18 protein-coding genes are annotated in these 22,937 nt (G+C 44.3%); 4 read left to right on the top strand and 14 right to left on the bottom strand.

Going from position 1 to position 22,937, the window contains the following annotated elements; genetic code table 11:
• Positions 1-6 precede the first annotated feature (6 nt).
• The 3 genes from QFZ78_RS27995 to QFZ78_RS27985 form a co-directional block, all read right to left on the bottom strand.
• On the bottom strand, positions 7-1,356 hold the full coding sequence (locus QFZ78_RS27995) for an ABC transporter substrate-binding protein (protein WP_307552376.1): 1,350 nt from the start codon (positions 1,354-1,356) through the stop codon (positions 7-9).
• A 122-nt stretch (positions 1,357-1,478) separates the two neighbouring features.
• Positions 1,479-2,315 carry a carbohydrate ABC transporter permease gene (locus tag QFZ78_RS27990; protein WP_307552374.1) on the bottom strand — a complete coding sequence of 279 codons (837 nt, stop codon included), beginning with the start codon at positions 2,313-2,315 and terminating at the stop codon, positions 1,479-1,481.
• 20 nt (positions 2,316-2,335) lie between these two features.
• Positions 2,336-3,265, bottom strand: a complete 930-nt coding sequence (locus QFZ78_RS27985; RefSeq protein ID WP_307552373.1) for a carbohydrate ABC transporter permease — start codon at positions 3,263-3,265, stop codon at positions 2,336-2,338.
• Positions 3,266-3,508: 243 nt separating this feature from the next.
• On the opposite strand from QFZ78_RS27985, the gene QFZ78_RS27980 reads away from it, so the two are divergent.
• Together QFZ78_RS27980 and QFZ78_RS27975 are read left to right on the top strand one after the other, a co-directional pair.
• Entirely contained in the window at positions 3,509-4,621 is a 1,113-nt protein-coding gene (locus QFZ78_RS27980) for a glycoside hydrolase family 88 protein (RefSeq protein WP_307552372.1), read from the top strand.
• On the top strand, positions 4,621-6,483 hold the full coding sequence (locus tag QFZ78_RS27975; protein WP_307552369.1) for a DUF2264 domain-containing protein: 1,863 nt from the start codon (positions 4,621-4,623) through the stop codon (positions 6,481-6,483). Before QFZ78_RS27980 ends, QFZ78_RS27975 begins: the two co-directional genes overlap by 1 nt.
• 635 nt (positions 6,484-7,118) lie before the next feature.
• Here QFZ78_RS27975 and QFZ78_RS27970 read toward each other — a convergent pair.
• Entirely contained in the window at positions 7,119-8,408 is a 1,290-nt protein-coding gene (locus QFZ78_RS27970) for a hypothetical protein (RefSeq protein WP_307552368.1), read from the bottom strand.
• Between the two features lie 135 nt (positions 8,409-8,543).
• Here QFZ78_RS27970 and QFZ78_RS27965 point away from each other — a divergent pair, with 135 nt between their 5' ends.
• The gene (locus QFZ78_RS27965; protein WP_307552367.1) at positions 8,544-9,344 is read left to right on the top strand and encodes an AraC family transcriptional regulator; all 801 of its coding nucleotides are present in this window, start codon (positions 8,544-8,546) and stop codon (positions 9,342-9,344) included.
• A 65-nt stretch (positions 9,345-9,409) separates the two neighbouring features.
• Here the strand turns inward: QFZ78_RS27965 and QFZ78_RS27960 are convergent, their stop codons facing one another.
• Positions 9,410-9,739 carry a hypothetical protein gene (locus QFZ78_RS27960; RefSeq protein ID WP_307552365.1) on the bottom strand — a complete coding sequence of 110 codons (330 nt, stop codon included), beginning with the start codon at positions 9,737-9,739 and terminating at the stop codon, positions 9,410-9,412.
• A gap of 79 nt (positions 9,740-9,818) precedes the next feature.
• Here QFZ78_RS27960 and QFZ78_RS27955 point away from each other — a divergent pair, with 79 nt between their 5' ends.
• Entirely contained in the window at positions 9,819-9,953 is a 135-nt protein-coding gene (locus tag QFZ78_RS27955; protein ID WP_307552363.1) for a hypothetical protein, read from the top strand.
• Positions 9,954-10,345: 392 nt separating this feature from the next.
• Here QFZ78_RS27955 and QFZ78_RS27950 read toward each other — a convergent pair whose 3' ends face one another.
• The 9 genes from QFZ78_RS27950 to QFZ78_RS27910 form a co-directional block, all read right to left on the bottom strand.
• Positions 10,346-11,767, bottom strand: coding sequence for an NAD-dependent malic enzyme (locus tag QFZ78_RS27950; RefSeq protein WP_307552361.1), 1,422 nt, complete (start codon positions 11,765-11,767; stop codon positions 10,346-10,348).
• Between the two features lie 15 nt (positions 11,768-11,782).
• Entirely contained in the window at positions 11,783-13,276 is a 1,494-nt protein-coding gene (locus QFZ78_RS27945; protein ID WP_307552359.1) for a gamma-glutamyltransferase family protein, read from the bottom strand.
• Positions 13,269-14,285 carry an ABC transporter ATP-binding protein gene (locus QFZ78_RS27940; RefSeq protein WP_307552358.1) on the bottom strand — a complete coding sequence of 339 codons (1,017 nt, stop codon included), beginning with the start codon at positions 14,283-14,285 and terminating at the stop codon, positions 13,269-13,271. Before QFZ78_RS27940 ends, QFZ78_RS27945 begins: the two co-directional genes overlap by 8 nt.
• Before the next feature lie 25 nt (positions 14,286-14,310).
• Positions 14,311-15,288 carry an ABC transporter ATP-binding protein gene (locus QFZ78_RS27935; protein ID WP_307552356.1) on the bottom strand — a complete coding sequence of 326 codons (978 nt, stop codon included), beginning with the start codon at positions 15,286-15,288 and terminating at the stop codon, positions 14,311-14,313.
• A 30-nt stretch (positions 15,289-15,318) separates the two neighbouring features.
• On the bottom strand, positions 15,319-16,245 hold the full coding sequence (locus QFZ78_RS27930) for an ABC transporter permease (protein WP_373460192.1): 927 nt from the start codon (positions 16,243-16,245) through the stop codon (positions 15,319-15,321).
• 12 nt (positions 16,246-16,257) lie between these two features.
• Complete coding sequence (locus QFZ78_RS27925) at positions 16,258-17,175, bottom strand: ABC transporter permease (protein ID WP_307552354.1); 918 nt, start codon at positions 17,173-17,175, stop codon at positions 16,258-16,260.
• Between the two features lie 106 nt (positions 17,176-17,281).
• Positions 17,282-18,823, bottom strand: coding sequence for an ABC transporter substrate-binding protein (locus tag QFZ78_RS27920; protein ID WP_307552353.1), 1,542 nt, complete (start codon positions 18,821-18,823; stop codon positions 17,282-17,284).
• A 60-nt stretch (positions 18,824-18,883) separates the two neighbouring features.
• A complete protein-coding gene (locus QFZ78_RS27915; protein WP_307552352.1) occupies positions 18,884-19,600 on the bottom strand; it encodes a gamma-glutamyl-gamma-aminobutyrate hydrolase family protein in 717 nt (238 codons plus the stop codon).
• A 230-nt stretch (positions 19,601-19,830) separates the two neighbouring features.
• A complete protein-coding gene (locus tag QFZ78_RS27910; RefSeq protein WP_307552351.1) occupies positions 19,831-22,914 on the bottom strand; it encodes a gamma-glutamyltransferase in 3,084 nt (1,027 codons plus the stop codon).
• Between the last annotated feature and the right edge of the window lie 23 nt (positions 22,915-22,937).

Genomic DNA, 22,937 nt, shown 5'->3' with positions numbered 1-22,937 from the left:
ATAACATTATTTGCTGTTTGCTTTTATCAAATCTTTAATTTTCGTCCTGGCATTTTTGATCGCATCATCCACAGATTGATTGCCTAGCAGCATCTTCTCTTGCTCGGTAGTCAACGCTTTTTCCAGTTCTGCTTGGTACGGTACTGGGATGAAAGGAGGAGCAGACTTCGTTACGTCCAGAACATACTTGAGCGATTCTTTATCCACTAGCTTATCAGCATTTGCGCCAACTGTCATCGAATCGATCAACTTGTTCATATCTGCCTTCTTCCAACCGGAGAGGTATTTACCTTGAAGCACAATCCCTTCCGTTGCCATCCATTTCACGAAAGTATAAGCCTCTTGCTTATGCTTCGAGCTTGCACCTACAGCAAGGAAATCGCCGTCTGTCTTGCTTGCAATCGGATCACCTTTTTTAGCCGTTGGATAAGGAGCGAATACGGTCTTAAATGTTTGTTTAATCGGACCTTCGCCTGCAGCTTCAGGAATCATCCACGAACCAATTTCGATCATGCTTGCCTGTCCGTTCATGTACACATTTCGGTAATGAAGCTTTTGGCTGATTGTATCTGCATAAGGGATTGCAGAGCCGTCCTTCATAGCGCGATCACGAAGCTGTAGGCCTTGACTGAACAGATCGTTATCTACATTCTGTGTACCGTCTCTCTTGATCAAGCTATTGTTATCAATTTGACCCATCAGAGGCAGCATCGCATAGTCTACCCAAGTGTGAAAATAAGTACCATAACGCTTTTGGGCACCCTCGCCTTTAGTCATTTTCTTAGCATAATCGAGATATTCATCCCAAGTCCATTCTTTCGGAACCGGAAGTCCAGCCTCGTCCAAATGAGTTTTATTCAGCATGACGAAATATTGGTTTACTTTCCCTGGAAGCGCATAATACTTCCCATTAACTGAATAGTCTGATTTGAACTCGTCCGCATACTTAATTCCGTCTTTCGTCAAGTAATCGTTTAGAGGCTCCAGAAGCCCAATAGCGGCGCGTTGCGCAAAGTTGCTTGGCGAGTTCAAATCAACGATGTCAATACTTTCACCAGAAGCTGCAGCAAGATCGATCTTTTTCATCGTTTCATTCGCATCATTAACGACACCTACGACGGATTCGATTTTGATATTCGGATATTTCTTATTAAATTCCGCGAACAACATGTCAAACTTCTCTATTTTTTCATCATACCAATGATAAAATTTCAGTGTTACTTGCTTAGGCTGCTCGGTTGCTTGTCCTTTATCTGCAGGCTTTGCGGTATCTTTGTCTCCTGATGCTCCACATGCGGACAGCAGGCCAGTCATCATAACGGCACTAAGCGCAATTGCTGTTAATTTAATCTTCATTCAAGTTGCCTCCCTTTTTCTAGTTAATTGTCGTTTGTCAGCGTTTACAGCTTGAATATATCACTTGGGTGGTTAAGTAAAACAGATAAAAATTTTTCTATTATAGAAATATTTTTTCTCTTCTAGCCCTTTACCCCTCCAACAGCAATACCTTCTATTACTTGTTTTTGAGCCACTACGAAAATGATTAGCAAAGGAATGATCGCTGATACGGCACCAGCCATAATAAGCGAATAAGTTTGGCCGCCATAGGCGTCGGAGAATTTTTTGAGAGCGATTGGGATCGTATACAAGATATCCGATTTAATAAAAATAGTCGGGTTTAGGAAGTCATTCCATGTCCATATAAACCTTAGAATGGCGTATGTGGCTACCGCTGGCCTTACAAGCGGAAATGCAATAGAGAAGAAAATTCGAATATGGTTGGCTCCATCCATCTTTGCCGATTCAATGAATTCATTATGGATGCCCATATAAAATTGCCGCAGCATAAAAGTTCCTAGAACACTAACGCTACCGAGCAGAATTAGTCCAAGATGACTATTAAATAGCCCGAGCCAGCGATATAAGACAAATTGCGGAACTAGAAAGGCTTGGTGTGGCACCATATAAGTAGCCAAAACGATGATGAAGATGATCTCTTTTCCTTTAAAATTAACTTTCGAAAAACCGTACGCGGCCATACTGGAAATCAATACAGATAACACCGTCGTAATAACGGAAATCTTAATGGAATTAAAATAATAGAGTGCAAACGGGTACTTTCCGTTCCAAACCTCCGTATAGTTCTGTATTATGTTCCACTGAGTAGGAATCCATTGAATTGGAAATATGAACACGTCCGCTTCAACTTTGAAGGAGGTGGAGATCATCCACAAGAATGGGAGAAGGAATATGACGCCGAATAGCAGCATGATTGCAGTAACAAGCAATTTGCCCGGTTGTAGGGTTGGTTTCATAGATATTATGCTCCTTTCTTCTAGTAGTTCACCCATTTTTTCTGAGCAACCCATTGAATCATTGTAATCGCGAGAGTGATGATTAGAAGCATGATCCCCATGGAAGAGGCATACCCTGTCTTCAGATTAACAAAGGCCGTTTCAACCAAATAATACACCATTACATTTGTCGAATCTGCCGGACCGCCTGAAGTAAGAACCGCAATCAAATCGTAAATTTTAAACGTACCTATAATGCCGGTAACCAGTAAGAAAAAAGATGTAGGAGAAAGCATAGGCAAGGTAATTGAATGCAATTTATGCCAAGTGGATGCTCCATCAATATCCGCTGCTTCGTATAAATCCTGAGGGATGTTCTGAAGGCCGGCCATATAAATAATTAAACTAAAGCCAATACCGCTCCACACTTGAATCATCATCACGGAATACAGCGAAAACTTGATATCCGCTAACCATTTAGGCGGATTGTCCACGCCTATTGACATTAAAAACTGGTTTACAGGCCCGAAAGATGGGTGGAACAATACTTGATACACGACTGCAATGGCGACAATAGTTGAAATATAGGGCATAAAATAAATGACCTTGAAAAACCCTTTTAAATAAACATGTTTGTTAATTATAATGGCTAAGAGCAATGAAATCAGCATGGTAATAGGGATTGTAATCATTAAGACGGCATTGTTTTTCATGGATTGGAGAAATATCGGATCATGAAACAGCCTGATGAAATTGTCCAGCCCTACGAATTTGATTTTATCGATTCCTGCAATGAAGTTCCATTCTGTCAGACTCAAGTACATAGTTGCCAGAATGGGCAACAAGGTAAATATGGTTAAGCCGATCAACATAGGCCCGACAAAAAAGAAGCCCATTGCCGTTTCCCTCCGTTGTTCAACATTCCGTTTCTTCCTCATAACCGGGACTTTAATTCCAGCCGTATCGTTCATTTCAGCACCTTCTCTCTTGCGATTGTTAATCTTAGTATAAGAATTAATGCCATGAAAGACATGCCATGATTTTTGCATTTTTCAAAAAAATTTGTTCATGCAAATAACACTTCACTCTAATATGAGTAAAATTTGTTTCAATTCCTACAATATACTTCATTATTAGAACGGCACAATTTCTACTATAATATGATTAAAAGAAATTCTTAAAATCGCCCTGAATGGCGGAAAGGTTGGATAATAATGAAGCAAGAAGAACTGCAACAGGTTTGGCAACGTATTCAGAGCAAAGTGGACGGAATGATAGAGGATATCGGAGACCGCTGCCCTCATGTAGCCCGTGTCGACGGCCACTATGACCATATGCCCCTTGACTGGTGGACATCAGGCTTTTGGCCGGGAATGCTCTGGATTCTTTATGATATGACGGGTGAACAACGCTACCTTAATGCGGCTACCCCCTGGGATGAGAAGCTTGAGAAGCTTTTTATAGAAGAAAATGATCTGTACCACGATGTCGGTTTTCAGTTTTTGCCAACTGCGGTGGCTAAATATCTAATTACTGGTGACCGTGATGGCAGACGCAGGGGACTTGCAGCTGCTAATTTCTTGGCAGGCCGTTATAATCCTGTAGGCCGGTTCATTCGCGCATGGAACGGAGATGACCAGACAGGGTGGGCAATTATCGATTGCTGCATGAACCTGTCTCTGCTTTATTGGGCATCCAAGGAATCGGGTGATCCTAGATTTGCCCATATTGCCAATGCTCATGCGGATACGGCGCTTACGCATTTCCTCCGCCCTGATGGCTCCAATTATCATATTGTTTGCTTTGATCCGAATACCGGAGAAGTGGCTCGTACCGATGGCGGACAAGGGTATGGTCCTGATTCTGCCTGGAGCCGAGGACAAGCATGGGCGCTTTATGGAATGGCGAATATCTACAAGCACAACGGTGAAAAGCGATTCCTCGATGCAGCAGAGCGGAGCGCCTACCATTTCCTAGCTTCACTACCTGAAGATTCTGTTCCCTATTGGGATTTCCGTCTTCCGAACACAGATGGAGAGCCGCGGGACTCCTCAGCAGCGGCAATAGCAGCTTCCGGCCTTCTGGAGCTTGCTGAAGTATCGGAACCCATTGTAGGAGCCTCATTTAAGAAAGCGGCTGTCCGTATTTTGGACGCATTGACTAATTCCTATTCAGCGTTAGATCAAGTCAACCATTATGCGATTTTGAAAGGAGCTACGGGACATAAGCCTGAAAATAAAAACATCAATGTATCAATTATTTATGGAGATTATTATTATCTGGAAGCGATGGCCAAGCTAATGGACTGGAAGCGGAGGTTTTTCTAATGGCTCACCAGGTGGTCCATCCGATCAGCCTTAACCCTTTGCAAACAAGGGATGATCTAATAGACGCAATAAAGCAGCTCTGCGACCCCGTCAAACCTTATTACAGCAAAGGCCGCTCACGGTTGAATCTCGCGGGAAGCGGTGCTGCCTATCCAGATGAGTTAGCAGGTTTTGAGGGCTTTTCCCGTCTCCTCTGGGGGCTTGTCCCCCTGCTTGCGGGAGGGGAATCTTATGATATTTGGGATATCCAGCTGGAAGGCATTAAGCATGGAACGGACCCTGAGCATGAAGAGTATTGGGGTGATCTGAACAATTACGACCAGCGTATGGTAGAGATGGCTGCTTTGGGTATTGCTCTGTGTCTCACTCCTGATACGATTTGGGAGCCTCTAAACGATCGGGAGAAGCATCATTTGGCCGCTTGGCTCAGTCAAATCAACCAATATCAGCTCTGGAATTGCAACTGGTTATTTTTCCTCGTGCTGGTCAACTTGGGGCTCAAATCCGTAGGCATGCCTTATGACCAAGTACGCATGGACCAGTGCTTGAATACACTAGACTCATTCTATTTGTCGGATGGATGGTATTCGGATGGTGAAGGTGGCCACAGCGATTACTATGTTCCGTTCGCTATTCATTATTATGGGCTTCTCTACGCTAAAATCATGGAATTCGAGGATCCTGAACGTTCCCGTCTCTATAAAAGCCGAGCGGTTGATTTCGCTCAAGATTTCATTTATTGGTTTGCGCAAGATGGCTCCGCCCTGCCTTATGGTAGAAGCCTTGCTTACCGATTCGCCCAGTCTTCGTTCTGGAGTGCCGCTGTATACGCAGGCATTGAACCGTTTCCTCTGGGCGTGATGAAAGGGCTGCTTCTGCGAAACCTGCGTTGGTGGTTCAAGCAGCCGATATTTAACCCGGACGGCACATTAAGCGTCGGATATGCCTATCCGAACTTAATCATGGCTGAGAACTACAATTCTCCGGGATCGCCTTATTGGGCGCTCAAATCATTCTTGCCTTTAGCGCTTGGCGGGGATCATCCGTTCTGGACTGCGGAGGAGCTGCCTTTACCGCCGTTAAATAAAATTTCGACGCAAGCGCCCCCTCACTTGGTGATTTGTAGACAGGAAAATCATAATCATGTACTGGCCTTTAATTCCGGTCACCTATCAACCAATGAACATACTCACACCTCTGCAAAATACGAAAAATTTGTTTACTCCAATGTATTCGGTTTTAGTGTACCCAGAGCCGAGTGGGGACTCGCCCAAGGAGCATTTGACTCCATGCTTGCGCTTAGCGAAGGAGATAATATTTTCCGAGTAAAACGAAAATGCGAGGAATATTCGATCCAAGAGAATACCATCTTTACAAAGTGGAAACCATGGTCGAATGTTACAATCCAGACCTGGTTGATTCCTGGCGCCCCGTGGCATGTCCGTATACACTGTATAGACTCAGAACGTTATCTCGATACAGCAGATGGAGGCTTTGCCTTAGGTCTTGAACATAATCATTATCATGGCGGACAAAGTTCAGCAACGAAAAATGAAATCATCATGCAGAATGAAAATGGGGCATGCGGTGCCAAAATTTTATATGGGAACGGAAAACCTGATTTGATTTATCCCAATTCGAACACGAACATTATAGCCTCGCGTACCGTAATCCCTACTGTGAAAACTGGTATACAACCCGGTAGAAACTGGTTAGTATCGGCCTTCTACGGCGAAGCAGATAGGACAGCCTTTCCAGAGAGTGTCCAAGAAGCGCCTTATGCTGAAGTGAAAGAAAATCTATTAATCATTTATGCGGCAGACGGATCGATACGGTTTTCCCAAATGTTTTTTATAGCATAAGGAGGAGTGAGTTGGGAAATAAGGGAAATAGCGCCCTTCCTAATACTTTCCGAAATAATGACAAAAGCAGCCGCAAGCGGCTGCTTTTAATGTTTTTTAACTCATGGACTCGATTCCGAATTTGCTTCTCGAACACTCGCTAGCAAGCTTGTCTCCCTCTGTTTATCATCTTGGCGATTCATAAAACTGTATGGAATAAGAGAAACCAGCTTCCAGCCGTTCATAGGGGATTCTCGCTTAGAGATCAAATAGTCTGATGATCCCCACAAACATTAAAATCGCAGAATTTCACGACAAGAAACTAAAGCGCGAAAAGAAAATCCCTCGAATATGTGCAGAAATCAAAAGTGTATCACGGAAACAACTTGAATATTGGATATACTACTTCACCATTCATCCTCCAAGGAACAGATTGCTTACAGCACTTGGATTTGACCCCAATAAAAGAAACAGCGGTAGCCATGGCGTAGGTTGTGTTTGGAAATAATGGATGTTTGAAAGAACAACCAATAACCAAACAAAGACTACAATACAAAAGGAGTCGGTTCATTATGAGTAATTATACAAAATATGTGGTTTTTTTGGCTACGAGACAAACACAGGCTGCCGTATTGTGACGGCAGCCTGTATTCTTGTTAATAATTACCCGCGAAGCGGCTTGGCGGCGGTACATTTTCTACTTTTTCGAATGAGCCCATGTACACAGCTCGCTTCGCCACGGTAGCCTCCGCAGCCTCCAACGCTTTCACGTTGTCCCCGCTAAACAGCTCATCAATAATCCATTTCTGACCGAAACCGGCATGAACCACTTCGTCGGCCCAATCGAAATCCTGGAAGGTTGTCATTAACGGGTCATGGACAATGTCCCGGCAGAATTCCCATTCTTCCCTTTTTCCCGGGGGGTATTTCATTGCAGCTTTTTCAATGGCAATGGTTAAATGCGTATAGGCTTCATCGTTATTAAACAATTGACTAGTCATATCATACCAACCCGTCCAGTTCGGAATGGCATGGACATCATAGCCCTTACTCCGCAGCGCCGCTTCTCCGAACCAGCAGTGTCTGACTTCATCCCATAGATGTCTCGCGGTATCGTAGTAGAAGGACCATGGCTTCCCTTCCGTAGAGAAATGCACATAGGCAACGCCCTCAGCAGGCGACATCTCGAAATAACGGGAAAGCATCATTTGGAGAAAACGCCCTTCATCATTGTCTTCGAATGTCATTCCCTTCATTTTGACGACGGACGTTTGAAAACGATTGTCTCGGGTGCTCGTGAACGGTAGCTGAAAAGGTTCCGTAGTCACTATCAAACTCGCATCCACCGGTACCTTATCGGCGCATCCGTCAATGCCTCCGGCTGCTTGCAGCAGCGCTTGGATATATAGCTTCCAGCGCTCAGCGCTCGCTTTCTCCTCCTCAGTCGCTGATTCCGTAAAATGAGCAATCGCCTGCTTGCCCCAAACCATTTGCCCTTTGCGGTCAATGAGCTGATGCTGCAAAAGATGTATCGTCGGTTCATCAACGAGCGGCTGCGCTTCAGAAAGATACTTATGTACCGCATTGATGAGCGCCGGCTTCAACACTTCAAAAAGTGCGACAAGCAAATTCAACGTATTAGCCGATGCCAGAATGCTAGCCATCAGCGCCTCTAAAGGATTATCCGGGCATTTCTCAAAAGCTCTTGTGCCCATCCGAAGCTGCTTGCAGCGGTTCCGGAGTTGGTTATAGAATTCGGCATCCTGCCAAGTAAAGCGGGCTAATGCTCCTTTCACTTCATACTCCGGCCGTGCCGTCATATGACCCGCTTCCAGTCTCACGGAACTTCGGTCTACATACGCAATGCGCTGAAGACGCCTAGCTGATTCCTCAACAGACAAGCCAATACGATCCCAATGTTCAATCCCCATGAATGGATGGAGCATCTTGATACCACTCCCTCAAATATTTGTATTATGGACATCTAGCTATGGCTTCATATTACTGATAAATCGTTGTAAAATGAATTCACTGCAACACCTAATCTTTGTACTTTTCTACATAAGGGGAGAAACCTGAAGATGGAAGTGACATCTCATTTAGACTTGAATGGCAATTTCGGCAAAGTCACCTGCGAGCGGACATGGAAATGGGATACGCGGCATCAACCATTAGAAGATTTCGATTTATGGTATGCATGGAGCGGTACGGGTACGATGCTTCGAAACAAGAAGACTTATTCGGTCGAAGGCGGAACATGTTTTTTATTCCGGCCGGGAGACAGAACCGCAGCAAGTCATGATCCGCAGCAGCCTTTAACGGTCACATACATTCACTTTTCTTTACCTGCCTCTGAACAAATTATGCAACGTATTCCTTCCGGTTTTCATTTTGTAAAAGATCGATTTGTGTTCGAAACGTATCTCAATCGCTATGTGGAAACGATGATGGAGAATACGAGGGATTCCGCACTTGAGGGGAAATTGCTGTTGACTTTGATGTTGATGCAGCTAAAACGCGAGGAAGAGCAGCCGGCTGCACATCCTGCCGATCATTTATCTGCGATGATTCGAATGCTTGCTTACCGCATCCGCCAGACGCCGGGCATTCCTTATTCTCTGGGATCTTTAGCGGAGAACGCAAACTTATCTCCTCGCTATTTCTCTTTAAAATTCAAGGAAATCATGGGGATTTCGCTTGAACAATTTTTAATTCAGACACGCATTGAACGAGCCGAACACCTACTGCGCTTTAACGGGATGAATGCCTCTGAAGTGGCGGAAGCTTTGGGGTACAGAGACTTGTCTTTTTTCAGCAGACAATTCAAAAAGATAAGAGGAAAAAACCCTTCCGATATTAGGAAGGAAGGGGCTAGGCGTTAGATTCAATAAAGCTTGTCCTTGCAACACGAGCCGTTCTGTGCTCTTGGAAGCCAGTAAAGCGAGAGTTATTTCTTGTAAGCATCGAACAACGCGATTTTGGCGTACATATCCTCCAGTGTAAATCGCGCATCCACCTCGTTGTACCACCGAATGAAGCGTTCTTTTTGGTGATGGACATAGCACATATCCCGTGTAATTCGTGGTGCGCACTTCATTTCATAGGCATATTCATGGGTATCCAAAAGCAGACTAACCGCCGGCGAATCGTCTAGCAACCACATTTTTCCTTTCGGGAAACGTGGATTCCCAGCTGCAGCGGCGGTACAACTGAAAGCTGGCGAGCCGGCAGCCAAGACATTCTGGAACGGTAAGCTGGCAAATGTCGTCAAGCTCACGGAAGCGCCGGCTACGGATTCGGATTCGAAACAAGGGGCTCCCCTTCTAAGCTTAACCCATCTCAGGATTTTGTTCGGCGTGACCACAGCTTACTATGATAAGGTTTCCTATGGAGATAAGAATATGACGCTCAGCACCACGGAGTATGAGATTTCCGGCTTTGACCTGCCCGAGAAGGCAAACGCAGCAAAGCTTCATCGGGCTGCTGTATGAGGTACAAGGATGAAAAGGAGATTGACCCGCAATTGCAAATCATTGTCAACAACCGTGAAGCTGCAGACAACCAATCCCCTGTTCAACTTGCACATATGAAGCAACTCTACTGGGCTATGCGTGTTATGTAGGGATATTCATTTCGTAAATACAACGACAAGAACCTCCCTACAAAGTCAAAAAACCTTGATTTAACAAGGTTTCGTTGTAGGTACTTTCATGTCGTTAGACTTCAACAGAAACAAAGGGTGATTTTTTCTTTTTTTCTTTTTGAGTTCCCTTTGTTTGCAGCTTCTTTAAAGGCTAGGAACTCTCCAAGTACCTTGGAGAGTTCCTGATAGCCAAACAACAATTTCTCGTGCATCGCTATGATCTCATATTTAACAAAGCCCTTATCTGAATTCTTTCGGGACTTTTCGAGCTACCTTCGTAAGTAGGGCAGCTTTGATAACTTGGTCCCTGACGGCGGTTACAACTCTTTGATTGAATACACTGGGTATAATATGATTCTTGTTTCTTTCCTCATCACTGATGATAGAGGCAATAGCTTCAGCCGCCGCTAGCTTCATTTCTTCATTGATCGTAGTAGCTCGACAGTCCAAAGCCCCACGGAATATTCCTGGAAAGCAAAGGACGTTGTTGATTTGGTTTGGGTAATCCGATCGACCCGTTGCGACAACAGCGGCAATATCCTCGATATCCTCAGGTAGAATCTCTGGAGTAGGATTTGCCATCGCAAAAATAATGGGATCTTCTGCCATGGTCATAACGTCTTCTCGAGTTAATAAACCGCCCGAGGAAAGGCCGATGAACACATCAGCGCCACGTAAAGCATCCTGTAAAGTTCCTTTAATCCGATTGGGATTCGTATGTTCAGCAAACCACTGCTTCATTGAATTATCCTGTTCTTTATCTGAAGTCAATATACCCGTTCGATCTACACCAAGAATTTCCCTTACCCCTGCTGCCAACATCATATTCGTGCAGGCAATACCTGCTGCTCCAACTCCACATACGACCACCTTAATATCACTGATCGACTTTCCCACTAGTTTTAAGGCATTGATTAAACCAGCATACATAACAACTGCGGTTCCATGCTGATCATCGTGAAAAACAGGAATGTCCAATTCCTCGCGCAATCGTTTCTCAATCTCAAAGCAACGAGGGGATGAAATATCCTCTAAATTTATACCTCCAAAGGAGGTAGCAATGTGTTTGATGGTTTGAATAATTTCTTCCGTATCCATCGTGCTCAAGCATATAGGAAAAGCGTCTACATCAGCAAATTGCTTGAACAGTACAGCCTTTCCTTCCATGACAGGCATAGCCGCGCGAGGGCCAATATTTCCCAATCCCAATACAGCACTTCCGTCTGATATAACCGCTACCATATTTTTCTTAATAGTTAATGTAAATACTTTATTGGGATCTTCATGAATGGCCATACATACTCTTGCCACGTCCGGCGTATACACCCGTGATAAGTCATCGCGATTTTGGATCTGGCTTTTGGGAACCGTGGTGATCTTTCCACCGAGATGAAGTAAGAAAGTTCGATCGGAGACATGTACAAGTCTGATCCCTGTAATCAGGGATAGCGCTTCCGTAATTTGATTAGTTAGTCCTGCATCGGAACCATTAACCGTAACGTCACGAACTGTATTCGTTACGCTAGAATCGACAATATCTATGGCTACAATGTCCCCTCCGGCTCTAGCAATAGCTGTTGCTACTTCGCCGAACTTAATATGTGTCTCCATTTCAATACGAAGAATAATATTATTCCCCTCAAAAAAAGATGATTTCCCCATTGTTAATCCTCCTAATCAATATTTACCAACACCCCATGATCCACCTCTTCTTGGATCGGCAGCACCCCATACTTGACCAGCAGCATGAGTAGTCTTCAGTCCATGAACCCCGCCATAAAACAAGGCATCAGGATTATGTACAACCTCATAATCAAGCCTGATCAGCTTTTCTTCAACTTCTGCTTGTAGCTTGTATTCCGTTTGAACTACCTTTTCGTCTATAAAAAAACGGGGGGCAGCGACTGCTTCCTCTATACCTTTATCCCGCTTCACCATATTCTCCAGAATGATGGACATCGTCATTGGGATTCGTTTACCTCCAGCTGAACCGATTACTATGCTCTGTTGGTGGTTTCGCAGAATTGTTGGACAAGCGAAGCTTTGCGGCCTTTTTCCAGGTTCACATGCATTGGGTGAATCCACATTACTAGAAAAATTGCGCAGCTGGTTATTTAAGAAAAACCCGCCCGCAGCTATACCAGGCCCAAAGAAGCCGCCGATTGTATTGGTTGTGGATACAAGCATGCCATCACGATCGACGATAGCAAAGTGCGTCGTATTGCCTACATCCCCCATTGTTACTGCTGCCTCAGACGATTGATCCAATCTGATGCTTTCAACTAGTGGATTCATATATTCTCGACTAATCAGTCGTCGGCTTGGAAAATCGTAGAAATCTGGATCTCCCAATGTCGTACTTCTCAGTGCATAGCATTTACTCATAATTTCTCCCCACAAGTGGACATGAGGCACTGATCCTTGCGGAAAAGTATGTAGACCCAGTGCTTCGCTCATCTTCAACGCCTGAATCAAGCTAACTCCGCCGAATGGAGGAGGACATGTGATCAAATCGTAATTATCATATTCACTATAAAGAGGTTGCTTGAAAGAAATCTTATAATTCTGAAAGTCGCTTTCCTTCATTCCGTCAACGATCGATGAAATCTCGCGCGCCAATTCTCCTTGGTAGAACCAATCTGAACCATGCTCCTGAATAGCTCGCAGGGTCTGGGCTAACAGAGGCTGCTTTAATGGTTCACCTGGCTGAACCGCGGCTGTTCCTTCCGGGAAGAACTCTGGAAAGTTTTCCGGCTGGACATGCTGTACCTTCATCAATTGGCGATGCAACGCTTCTCCGACAGGAATTCCTTCCTCCGCGGCTTTAATAGCCGGATCAAGCAAGGTCCGTAAATCTATGCTGCCGAATCGCTCATGCACCCCTTGCATACCTTTGACGAATCCCGGGACGCCAACCTCCTCCATAGAGACAATCCCTGACATCGGAGCCACTTCACGATAATCACATACCACTGGTTCTTGTCCGGACTCAGGAAATATGAGCATAACCCCGCCCCCGCCAATTCCGGAAGCATAGGGCTCGACAACTCCGAGCATATAAGAAACCGCAATGGCTGCATCTACCGCATTACCACCTGATTTCAAAACGGATAAGCCTGCTTCCACAGCTAAAGGATGTGCCGCACTAACACCGTATTGACGCTCACCCATGAATTTGCACCTCCTGCTTGCTCGTCAGTGGATAATGACAAGCAACCAAACGATCCACTCCACTTGAAGCAAGTGGCGGCGCTTCAGCTCTACAAAGGTCCTGCACATAGGGACAGCGTGTATGAAACGCACACCCGGAGGGCAGATTGATTGGATTCGGGGTTTCCCCTTCCAAGGCCTTTCTTTTGATTCCACGATGTTCCGGATCAGAGATCGGTATGGATGCCAATAAGCCTTCGGTGTAGGGATGATCTGGCGCATGAAGCAAATCCTCCTTATTCCCAATTTCGACTATTCTTCCAAGATACATCACAGCAATACGATCACTGATATAAGCGACAGCCGGTAATCCATGCGCAATAAACACATAGGTTAAGCCATAGCGCTTTTGCAGAACAGATAGAAGATTGAGAATTTGCGATTGTATAGATACATCTAGTGCAGATACGGGCTCGTCACATACGATCAACTTAGGCTTCAGCGCTATGGCACGACCTATCCCTACCCTTTGCCGCTGACCTCCGCTGAATTGATGAGGAAATCTATTGGCATAATCTGGTGATAAGCCTACAGCTTCCAAAATATTATGCACTTGTTCCTTCAGTTCCTTACCTCTGGCAATTCCATGAGTGAGCAGGGGCTCTGCGATGATATCAAAAATCTTCATACGTGGATTGAGGGACGAAAATGGATCCTGAAAAATCATTTGAATGTCTTTACGCTTTCGCCGCAGCGTCTCACGTGACAACTTACTAAAGTCAACACCGTCAAATTCAACAGTTCCGTAAGAAGGCTCCGTTAAATACATCATCATGTTGCCCAAGGTAGATTTGCCACATCCGGATTCTCCCACTATACCTAGGGTTTCCCCCTCAAACACAGTAAGATCAACCTGGTCCACCGCTTTGAGAATTTGTTTTTTCTTATTAAATATCCCGTGACTGATGTCGAATTGCTTGCTTAATTGCTGAATTTGCAAGATCACCTTTCGTCCTTCCGTTGTTTTCATGGCAGCACCTCTTCTCTTGTTCAGCTTATTGGAATCCGTTCTCATAAAGTAAACACCGCACCTGATGGCCTGACTCTAATTCCCTCAATTGAGGTTCGTTTTGGTTGCATTTATCCGTAGCGTAGGAGCAGCGCGGATGGAAGCGGCAGCCTACTGGCATATTCAAGGGATGGGGTACAGAGCCTTCAATGGAATCCAAAGTCTCTTCATTATTATGCAATTTGGGGGTACTCTTGAGCAGTCCCTGGGTATAGGGATGCTTGGGGGCTTTAAATAAGGTATATACGTCACATTGTTCGACAATTTGACCTGCATACATGACCGCGACCCTATCTGCCATTTCAGCAATAACTCCCAAATCGTGAGTGATCAAAAGAATAGAACTGCCTTCATCACGGATAATTTCTTTCATAATCTTCAAAATTTGCGCTTGAATTGAAACGTCCAAGGCGGTGGTTGGCTCATCTGCGATTAAAATCTTAGGTTTGCAAGCAATCGCCATGGCAATCATAGCCCTTTGTCTCATTCCTCCGCTAAGTTCGTGAGGGTATGAATCGTATGCGCTTTCAGGTCTTGAAATTTTGACCTTTTTAAGCAGCTCCAGAGTTTGCCGTTCGGCATCTGCCTTATGCAATTGATTATGGTTCATCAGTACTTCCTGAATTTGATGCCCGATTCGAAAGACCGGATTCAATGCGGTCAGCGGCTCTTGAAAAATCATACTGATTTCCTTACCTCTAATCTTCCTCATTTCGCTTTCCTTCAGCTGCAGTAAATCCCGACCCAGAAATCTGACCTCACCTCCCACGATCCTGCCCGGGGATTCGATTAATCCTATAATCGATAAAGAGGTAACACTTTTCCCTGATCCTGACTCCCCCACGATTCCAAGCGTTTCTCCCTCCAGCAAGCTGAAGGTAACACCGTCAACGGACTTTACAGCACCATTCCCTGTAAAGAAATGTGTTTGTAATCCTGTAACTTGCAAAGTCGGCTGGTTCAATTTTTCTCCCCCTCATTACAGTCTCAATTCTTATACATCTCCAGAACGGGGGTCGAGAATATCCCTCAACCAATCCCCCACAAAAATAATTCCCAGGGTTGTAATGGTTATCGCCAAACCAGGAAACGTCGCCAGTCCCCAATTCGTCGCCAAATAATCCCGTCCAGTGCTGAGCATCCCTCCCCAAGAGATTGCCGGTGGTTGAATACCTAATCCCAAGAAACTCAAGGAAGCCTCAGCAATTATGGTCGTAGCCATACTCAACGTAGCGATTACACTAAAAGATGAAAATACATTGGGCAACAAATGTTTGACTATGATGCGCCAATCGCGGACACCAATCGATTTGGCTGCTCTTACAAATTCTCTCTCCTTCAGACTGAGAATTTCACTTCGAATTACCCGTGCATAAACTACCCAATTCGTTATCCCCAGCACAACAATTAACGTCATTAACCCCGGACCTGTCAGCTTCAAGATGACCAACGTAAAAAGAATACTTGGAATAGCCAGAAACGAATCGACAAGACGCATAAAAAAGTTATCGAGCCATCCACCGTAATAACCCGAAAGGAGACCAATGGTCATCCCAATCACACCTGCAACAACAACTGAAAATAAACCAACAATGACGGAAACCTGAGAGCCGTAGATAATTCTGCTTAAAAGATCTCTGCCCAAGTTATCGGTACCTAGTATGTATTGCGCACTACCGCCTTCCATCCAAAAAGGCGGAGCCAGCATATCGGCAATGTGCTGTTCTCCCGGATCGTAGGGTGCTATCCAAGGAGCAAATATGGCTGTCAGTGTAACAATAGTTAAAACAATGCACCCTATTGTCCCTGTTTTGCTTTTAAGCAGCAGTTTCCCCCACTTGGAGATTCGAGACTTTTCGTTATCTATTTGGTTTTCTTGCAAGGCTTCACTTACTAGGACCGTTTGCGTACTCGTCATCATCCATCTACTCTCCTATCTATATTTAATACGCGGATCGAGCCATCCTACCACAATATCCGTTATCAGATTCATGACTATAACCATAACGGCAATAACACATATTGCGGCTTGTACGACAGACATATCCCTTGCATTGATGGATTGAACAAGAAGCTGACCTAATCCCGGCCAAGCAAAAATCGATTCGGTAACAAGAGCCCCCCCGACCAAACCACCCGTCTGCAGCATAATAATCGTAACGACAGGAATCAATGCGTTTCTCAAAGCATGCTTATAGATCACAATCGAGTGTTTCAAGCCCTTGCTTTTTGCTGTCCTAACATAATCCTGATTCAAGGACTCCAGCATACTGGAACGTGTTAAACGAGCAATATATGCGGCAACGGATGTGCCGAGTGTAATAGCTGGCAGGACAAGATGTGCAAGTGTACCGCTTCCGGAAACGGGAAACCATTGCAAATTGACGGCAAACAATAATACAAGCATAATTCCTACCCAAAAGTTGGGCATCGCTTTCCCCAAAACCGTTCCAGTTGTTACTATTAATTCAATAGCCGAATTTTTACGGGTTGCCGACCAAATACCTAGTGGTACAGCCATAGCTATGGCAATAATCATGGAGGCAGCAGCTAGCTGAGCAGTTGCAGGCAGCCTTTCCAGCACAAGCGGCAAAGCTGCTTGGTTGTACCTGAAGGAATTTCCAAAATCACCATGCAGTATATTCCATAAATAGGTGCCAAATTGAACATAGAAGGGTTCATCCAGGTTTAACGCTGTCCTAAGCGCATCTCTATCTTCTTGAGTTGCATCCTCAGGAAGCATAAGTACAATAGGATCACCCGATATGTACATCAAGATAAACACAATAGAAATAATAATAAATAATACAGGTATCATCTGAATCAAACGTCTAATCGCATAGTGCTTCATGGATTCACTTCCTTAAGTTACGCAAAATGGGCACGCAGTTGTCCATTATTAAAAGAAAGGAGCTATACACGGCTCCTTCCCCTTTAGGGCTTAATTAAATTGATAATCAGCGTTTCGTAATGTCATAAGCTTTGAACATTTCATCCAATCGCGGTTTAAAGTCTACCAATTTGTTAACACCATAAGTGTTGTGTTCTAAATAGAGGTAAATACGCATCCGCTCTTGGGCTTCGATCTCTTGAGCTCGTAGATATTGCTTAGTACGATCTTCTGTATTCATGTTGTTCTCTGCCTGTTTAAGCAAGTTAAGAAGTTCCTGATTTACGTACCCCAGATTTTCCATTTTTCTACTCGATGTGAGATGCTCGCCTATCATAATATGTGCATCAAAGAATGAGTTTGCAAACCATACCATATGCAAATCACCGATCTTGTTCGCATTTCTCATTTCCAAATAACTGTTCCATTCCATTAATTCCAATTTCACTTTGATTCCTACGTTGGCCAACATACCAACAACCATTTCAGCAACTTCTTTGTCCCTTGCATAGCGACCATTAGAAGATTGCATGGTTAGCTCCAAGCCTTTTTCGTAACCGGCTTCTTTCAATAACTCTTTAGCCCGATTAATATCATACAAAGCAACATTATATAGTTTATCATTAGCTCCAAAGTTTCCAGGTGTTATACGAGTTCGAACTGGCGTAGCTCCATCTCCCAGTAACTTATTAATGATCAGCTTCTTATCGATGGCTAATTCTATGGCTTCTCTTACCCGAGTGTCCGCAGTAGGAGTGCCGGAGGTAGCCTTCGGCACTATCATTGCTACACGGTTGGATACCGCAGAAGCTAATTCCGTTTTGTTGTTTCCTTTAATACGTTCCCATTCGTTGCTAGTAACTCCAGGAATGATATCTACACCACCTGTTAGCAGCTCTCCAACCCTTGTCGTACTCTCAGGAAGGATACGAAACACCAACTTGCTCCAATCCTTAGCAGGTCCTTCGAAATAGGACTCAAAAGGCTGCATAGTAACGTGACTTCCTCGTTTCCATTCGACAAATTTATAGGGTCCCGAACCAATTGGATGTTCGTTAAAATAGTCCATACCCTTTTCTTCGATATATTTCTTTGGATAAATAGCAGCGCTGGTTCGAGCAAGCACTCCTAATAATAAAGGATCTGGCTTTGGCGTGATAATTTGGAATCTATGTGAATCTATTATTTTAACTTCTTTAATCGACTTGTAAGCACTACTTTCGTTCAGCGTTTTATCAGTAGCCGCTCTCTCTAATGAAAATTTAACATCCTCGGCCGTTAATTCTTGATCGTTGTGGAATTTCACCCCTTTTTTCAGGATAAACTCCCATGTTGTTTCGTTTAAACTTATGTATTTCTCTACTAAATCTTGAACAATTTCTCCCTTCGTATTACGCTTAAACAAAGTGCTATATAGGTTATTAATCGCCATCCATGTGACATGGTCGTTATGTGCATATAAATCCATCGTCTTGATTTCTGTCGGTAACGCGAAGGTAAGCGTACGCTGTTCGTCCTTTACATCGGTTGGAACTTCCTTTTTACTGCAACCCGCTATTAGAATTGAAATTGTAAGCAAACAAATTACTGCTGATTTCATAATACGCATAGTATTACCCCCTTTTTATTTTAAAAAATAATCGGAAAATCAGCTTAACAATTGGTCACCTTATCGTCGACAGGCTTCAATGAATGCGTTAAATAGTCTTAACGAATATACATCATTTTTTTGCGCCAAATTTTCGGGATGCCACTGTACGCCTAGAACAAAATGATGTTGTTTGCTTTCATACGCCTCTACGATACCATCACTGGATAATGCTGTGACATCAAATCCCTCTGGAACGCTCCGAACCGCTTGATGATGGAAACTGTTTACTTTGAAGCGGGTGGACTGAACAATGTCATGAATTAAAGAGCTTTCCTTTACATCTACATAGTGGGTGGGATGTGATCTAGGTGCTTTTTGAGTATGCTGCAAGAGGGGCTTGCCATATTGTACATGAATGTCTTGATACAATTTACCGCCAGCAGCAACGTTGATCATCTGACACCCTCGGCAAATTCCTAGAATGGGCTTATTTCTTGTCAACAGCTTGGTTATGAGCCTTATTTCGAAGTAATCCCTTTCCGGACAAACCTCACCGAGATTAGGATGAGGTTCCTCATCATAAAGAGTCGGATCAGCATCGTTACCGCCAGTCACCAATAAACCATCAATTGAATCGGCCAAACGATCGATCATAGATTCATCCGATAAATTCGGTAATACAATGGGTACACCTCCTCCTTTCACAATCGCGTGTATATTGCTTATGCCTGTTGTGAGTAATTTCTCTTCTCTGATGTTAGAGGTAATACCGATAATTGGTTTCAAATCGTACACTCCTTTTGCTCATTCATTGAATTGCTTGAAAATTTTTACTATTTTACTATTCTACCATGAAGCATTTCAAGGCAGTAAATACAAGATTCTTATATAATTATAATCAGAAGTTATATATACAAGCACTTTTATTAGTTAATTTTACATATATCCAGATAAGCAACAAATAAGAGACTCTCCTTCAATTAAAATACTTTCAGGAAAGCCTCTATTTTTGCTACTCAATTCTATTATGGATTTTGAACCATTGCACTTCCTCCACCTCTTCGGGAAGGTTCGGAAACAGCCTGCACTTCGCCGTTTGGAAAGAACTCTATTGCATTAACTGCTCCAATACCCTCTACTCCCGAAGTAACAAATAATTGCTGCCCACGAGCCAGTAATTGCTGGTATTCCACCGCATTTTGAAATTCAGCCTCAATAAGCGTATTTCCAAAAAAGCTATGGTTGCGCTGGGATAAACGAGGAGCCGCAACCGCCTGGGGAAGAGTCATCCCAAAATCAAGGCGATTCAATAATACCTGTACGACCGAGGTTATAATTGTCTCTCCTCCAGGTGAACCCAAAGCCATCACCGGAATCCCATCTTTCATAACAATAGTGGGTGACATACTGCTTAAGGCGCGCATTCCAGGACGTGGCCCATTAGGAGCTCCGACTGGAGAATTGGAAGGTACACGCGTGGCCAAATCGTTATTCAGAAGAAACCCATACCCTGGTACAACTATTCCATTGCCGCCAATGGAGTTAATGGTGCTTGTATAAGAAACGATATTTCTATCACTGTCAGATACGCTCAAGTGAATAGTAGATCCTTGATTCTTGAATACATCTAGGTCGAATACCTGCATATCATCCACTTGGAAGCTTCCCCCAGTACCTCCAGTTAGCTCGACTGCGCTGAGCAGGAATTTCCCAGGTGCAACAACATCACTATTCGTGCGCTGATGCAGCCAACCAACGGGCTCTACTTCCCCATCCTTCCAAATTTTAAGCCTAATTACATTGCCTTCGACACTGAAACGCAGCCACTGCCAATCTGTAGTTCGAGGATGGTTGATTTCAGTGAGAGCAAAGGCTCCGTTGCTTTGTCTTGTTCGAAGAATCCTCACCTTGTCAGAATTGGTCTTTATCTCCACACCATAACCGTTATGAGGAGCACTCGTGCTGTTCCATCCATCAGCTCTCAACCAAAACCGCAAATTACGATCGTTTGTAAGCTCATTCATTTTGAACTTAACTAACAATTCGGAGTCTGAGAGAGTATTCATCGACGATTCGGCCCTTGCGTAAGCAAATTGGGTTTTATCCAGATAAATCCTTCCTGTTTCACTCTGCACGTCGATCTGTGCCCCTACCCCTGGGTTACTTGCTCCTGTACCCAATTGGGTTGTGTATAATCCTGTGGAATCCCATGAGGAGCCGTTCGCTACACCGTTAAAGTTCGATGAGAATGCTAGTGGATGCAGATCAGTTACATGAATATCGTCTACGTTGAAGCTGCCACCTAAACTTCCGTTTGATAATGCAATAGCGCTCAGCAGCAATTTACCTGTACCAGTAACTTGACTATCTTGCATGGAATATTTCCAGTCTTCCCTAGGTTCATTCACGCCATTATTCCAAATACGCACTTGGAGTTGATTGTCTTCCACACGGAAACGCAGCCACTGCCAATCCGTGATGCGAGTATGTGCAAATGTTGCAATTGTTGTTATTTGGCCGCCTGCTGCTGCTCTTATGAGCTTTACGCTGTCCGTATTTGTATTTAATTCTACACCATAGCCGTTATTCGGAACGGTAGTGCTATTCCATGAATCAGCCCTCAACCAAAACCGTAAGCTGCGGTTTCCGGTTAGTTCATTCATCTTGAACTTAACAAGCAGTTCACTGTCGCTAATGGGTGCCATCACCGATTGGGCTCGCACATAAGCGTTTTTGCTTCCTGAAATTTGCATGTTACCCGTTTCGTTTTGAACATGAATCGCGACGGTTCCATTTCCACCCTTTGCGGTTATAAACTTCCCCGTGGAATCCCAGGTAGAACCATTCGCTATACCGGCAAAATTGTAGGAAAATGTATGCTTACCAGCAGCCGGTATCGGATTAGTCGGAAGGTTAGGGTTCGCATCGTACGGCCAAGGATCTCCTGCTTCCACCAAGCGTTGGGTACCGATATCTCCAATATTTTGTCTGACTCTTTCCGCATAGTTTTTGGACAACAATCCTGTAACAGGCATAGTCCCCGTATACGTCGCAGGATCACCTAAATAAGCTTTGCGGTCGGCAAAGGCATAACGCGATGCTTCTATAAAGTAATGCAGAGCCGCATCACGGGGAATTGTCCCCATATTGTACCCTTCAAGAATATTGAGAGTTTGCCCAACGGTAGTCCCACCGGATGAAGAAGGAGGAGGAGCATAAATATCATAACCCCTATAATTCACCTTGACGGGTGCATATTCAAGAACATTGTAATTTTGAAAATCGCTTAAGGTCAGGTCACCTGGGATGACTTGGTAAGGGGGATTAGCTACGACTGGCGGATTATACACCGCATCCACCACAGCTTGCCCAATCTCTCCGTTGTAGAATTTACTACTTCCATGCTGTGCTATGAGACGGTAAGTGTTAGCCAAATCCGGATTTTGCATGAGTGTTCCAACTGGCGGCACGCTCCCATCCGGATTTAAGTACAAATCAATTGTCGATTGATAGGCGCGAAAGCGAGGCGCATTCTCGGTTATCTCACGGATGAAATTATCATCTGCGTAGAAGCCATTTTCCGCCACCTGGATAGCTGGCTGCAGAAGTTCGCTCAAGGTTTTTCCTGTTCCATGCTCTTGCAGTGCCTTTTCCCAAGCTTTAACCACACCTGGAACCCCGGCGCTCGGGCCGCTACTATCACGGATATCTTCCGCATACTCTATGCCATTCGTGTCTAGAAATGAGTGAGCGCCAAAACTGCTTCCTGCCGTAGTACGATGATCAAGGACGACGAATTTGTTTTGATCTTTTAAGTAGATGTGCATGTATCCGCCGCCGCCAATGCCTCCAGAAAATGGTCTTACCACACCATGAACGGCTGCCGCAGCAATGGCAGCCTCTACTGCATTACCGCCCGAATTAAGAATATCCATGGCAGCCTGCGAGGCAAGAGGGTGCTCTGTAGCTGCAGCCCCCCCAGTCCCCGTAGCAACCGGACTTTGTTGATACCAAGGGAGACGATCTGCGAATATAGCTGTGGGAGTCGACAACACCAGGATGGTTGTTAACGTGGCACAAATCAGTGACCTTACATGTTTTCTAACCATACATCAACCTACCTCTCACAAAT

The organism is Paenibacillus sp. V4I5 (assembly GCF_030817255.1).
Classification (GTDB): domain Bacteria; phylum Bacillota; class Bacilli; order Paenibacillales; family NBRC-103111; genus Paenibacillus_E.
This window is presented reverse-complemented; position numbering and strand designations above follow the sequence as displayed.

Coding starts and splice junctions, on each gene's coding strand:
- QFZ78_RS27995 (WP_307552376.1), bottom strand. CDS start 1,356: ATGAAGATTAAATTAACAGCAATTGCGCTTAGTGCCGTTATGATGACT.
- QFZ78_RS27990 (WP_307552374.1), bottom strand. CDS start 2,315: ATGAAACCAACCCTACAACCGGGCAAATTGCTTGTTACTGCAATCATG.
- QFZ78_RS27985 (WP_307552373.1), bottom strand. CDS start 3,265: ATGAACGATACGGCTGGAATTAAAGTCCCGGTTATGAGGAAGAAACGG.
- QFZ78_RS27980 (WP_307552372.1), top strand. CDS start 3,509: ATGAAGCAAGAAGAACTGCAACAGGTTTGGCAACGTATTCAGAGCAAA.
- QFZ78_RS27975 (WP_307552369.1), top strand. CDS start 4,621: ATGGCTCACCAGGTGGTCCATCCGATCAGCCTTAACCCTTTGCAAACA.
- QFZ78_RS27970 (WP_307552368.1), bottom strand. CDS start 8,408: ATGCTCCATCCATTCATGGGGATTGAACATTGGGATCGTATTGGCTTG.
- QFZ78_RS27965 (WP_307552367.1), top strand. CDS start 8,544: ATGGAAGTGACATCTCATTTAGACTTGAATGGCAATTTCGGCAAAGTC.
- QFZ78_RS27950 (WP_307552361.1), bottom strand. CDS start 11,767: ATGGGGAAATCATCTTTTTTTGAGGGGAATAATATTATTCTTCGTATT.
- QFZ78_RS27945 (WP_307552359.1), bottom strand. CDS start 13,276: ATGGGTGAGCGTCAATACGGTGTTAGTGCGGCACATCCTTTAGCTGTG.
- QFZ78_RS27940 (WP_307552358.1), bottom strand. CDS start 14,285: ATGAAAACAACGGAAGGACGAAAGGTGATCTTGCAAATTCAGCAATTA.
- QFZ78_RS27930 (WP_373460192.1), bottom strand. CDS start 16,245: ATGATGACGAGTACGCAAACGGTCCTAGTAAGTGAAGCCTTGCAAGAA.
- QFZ78_RS27925 (WP_307552354.1), bottom strand. CDS start 17,175: ATGAAGCACTATGCGATTAGACGTTTGATTCAGATGATACCTGTATTA.
- QFZ78_RS27920 (WP_307552353.1), bottom strand. CDS start 18,823: ATGCGTATTATGAAATCAGCAGTAATTTGTTTGCTTACAATTTCAATT.
- QFZ78_RS27910 (WP_307552351.1), bottom strand. CDS start 22,914: ATGGTTAGAAAACATGTAAGGTCACTGATTTGTGCCACGTTAACAACC.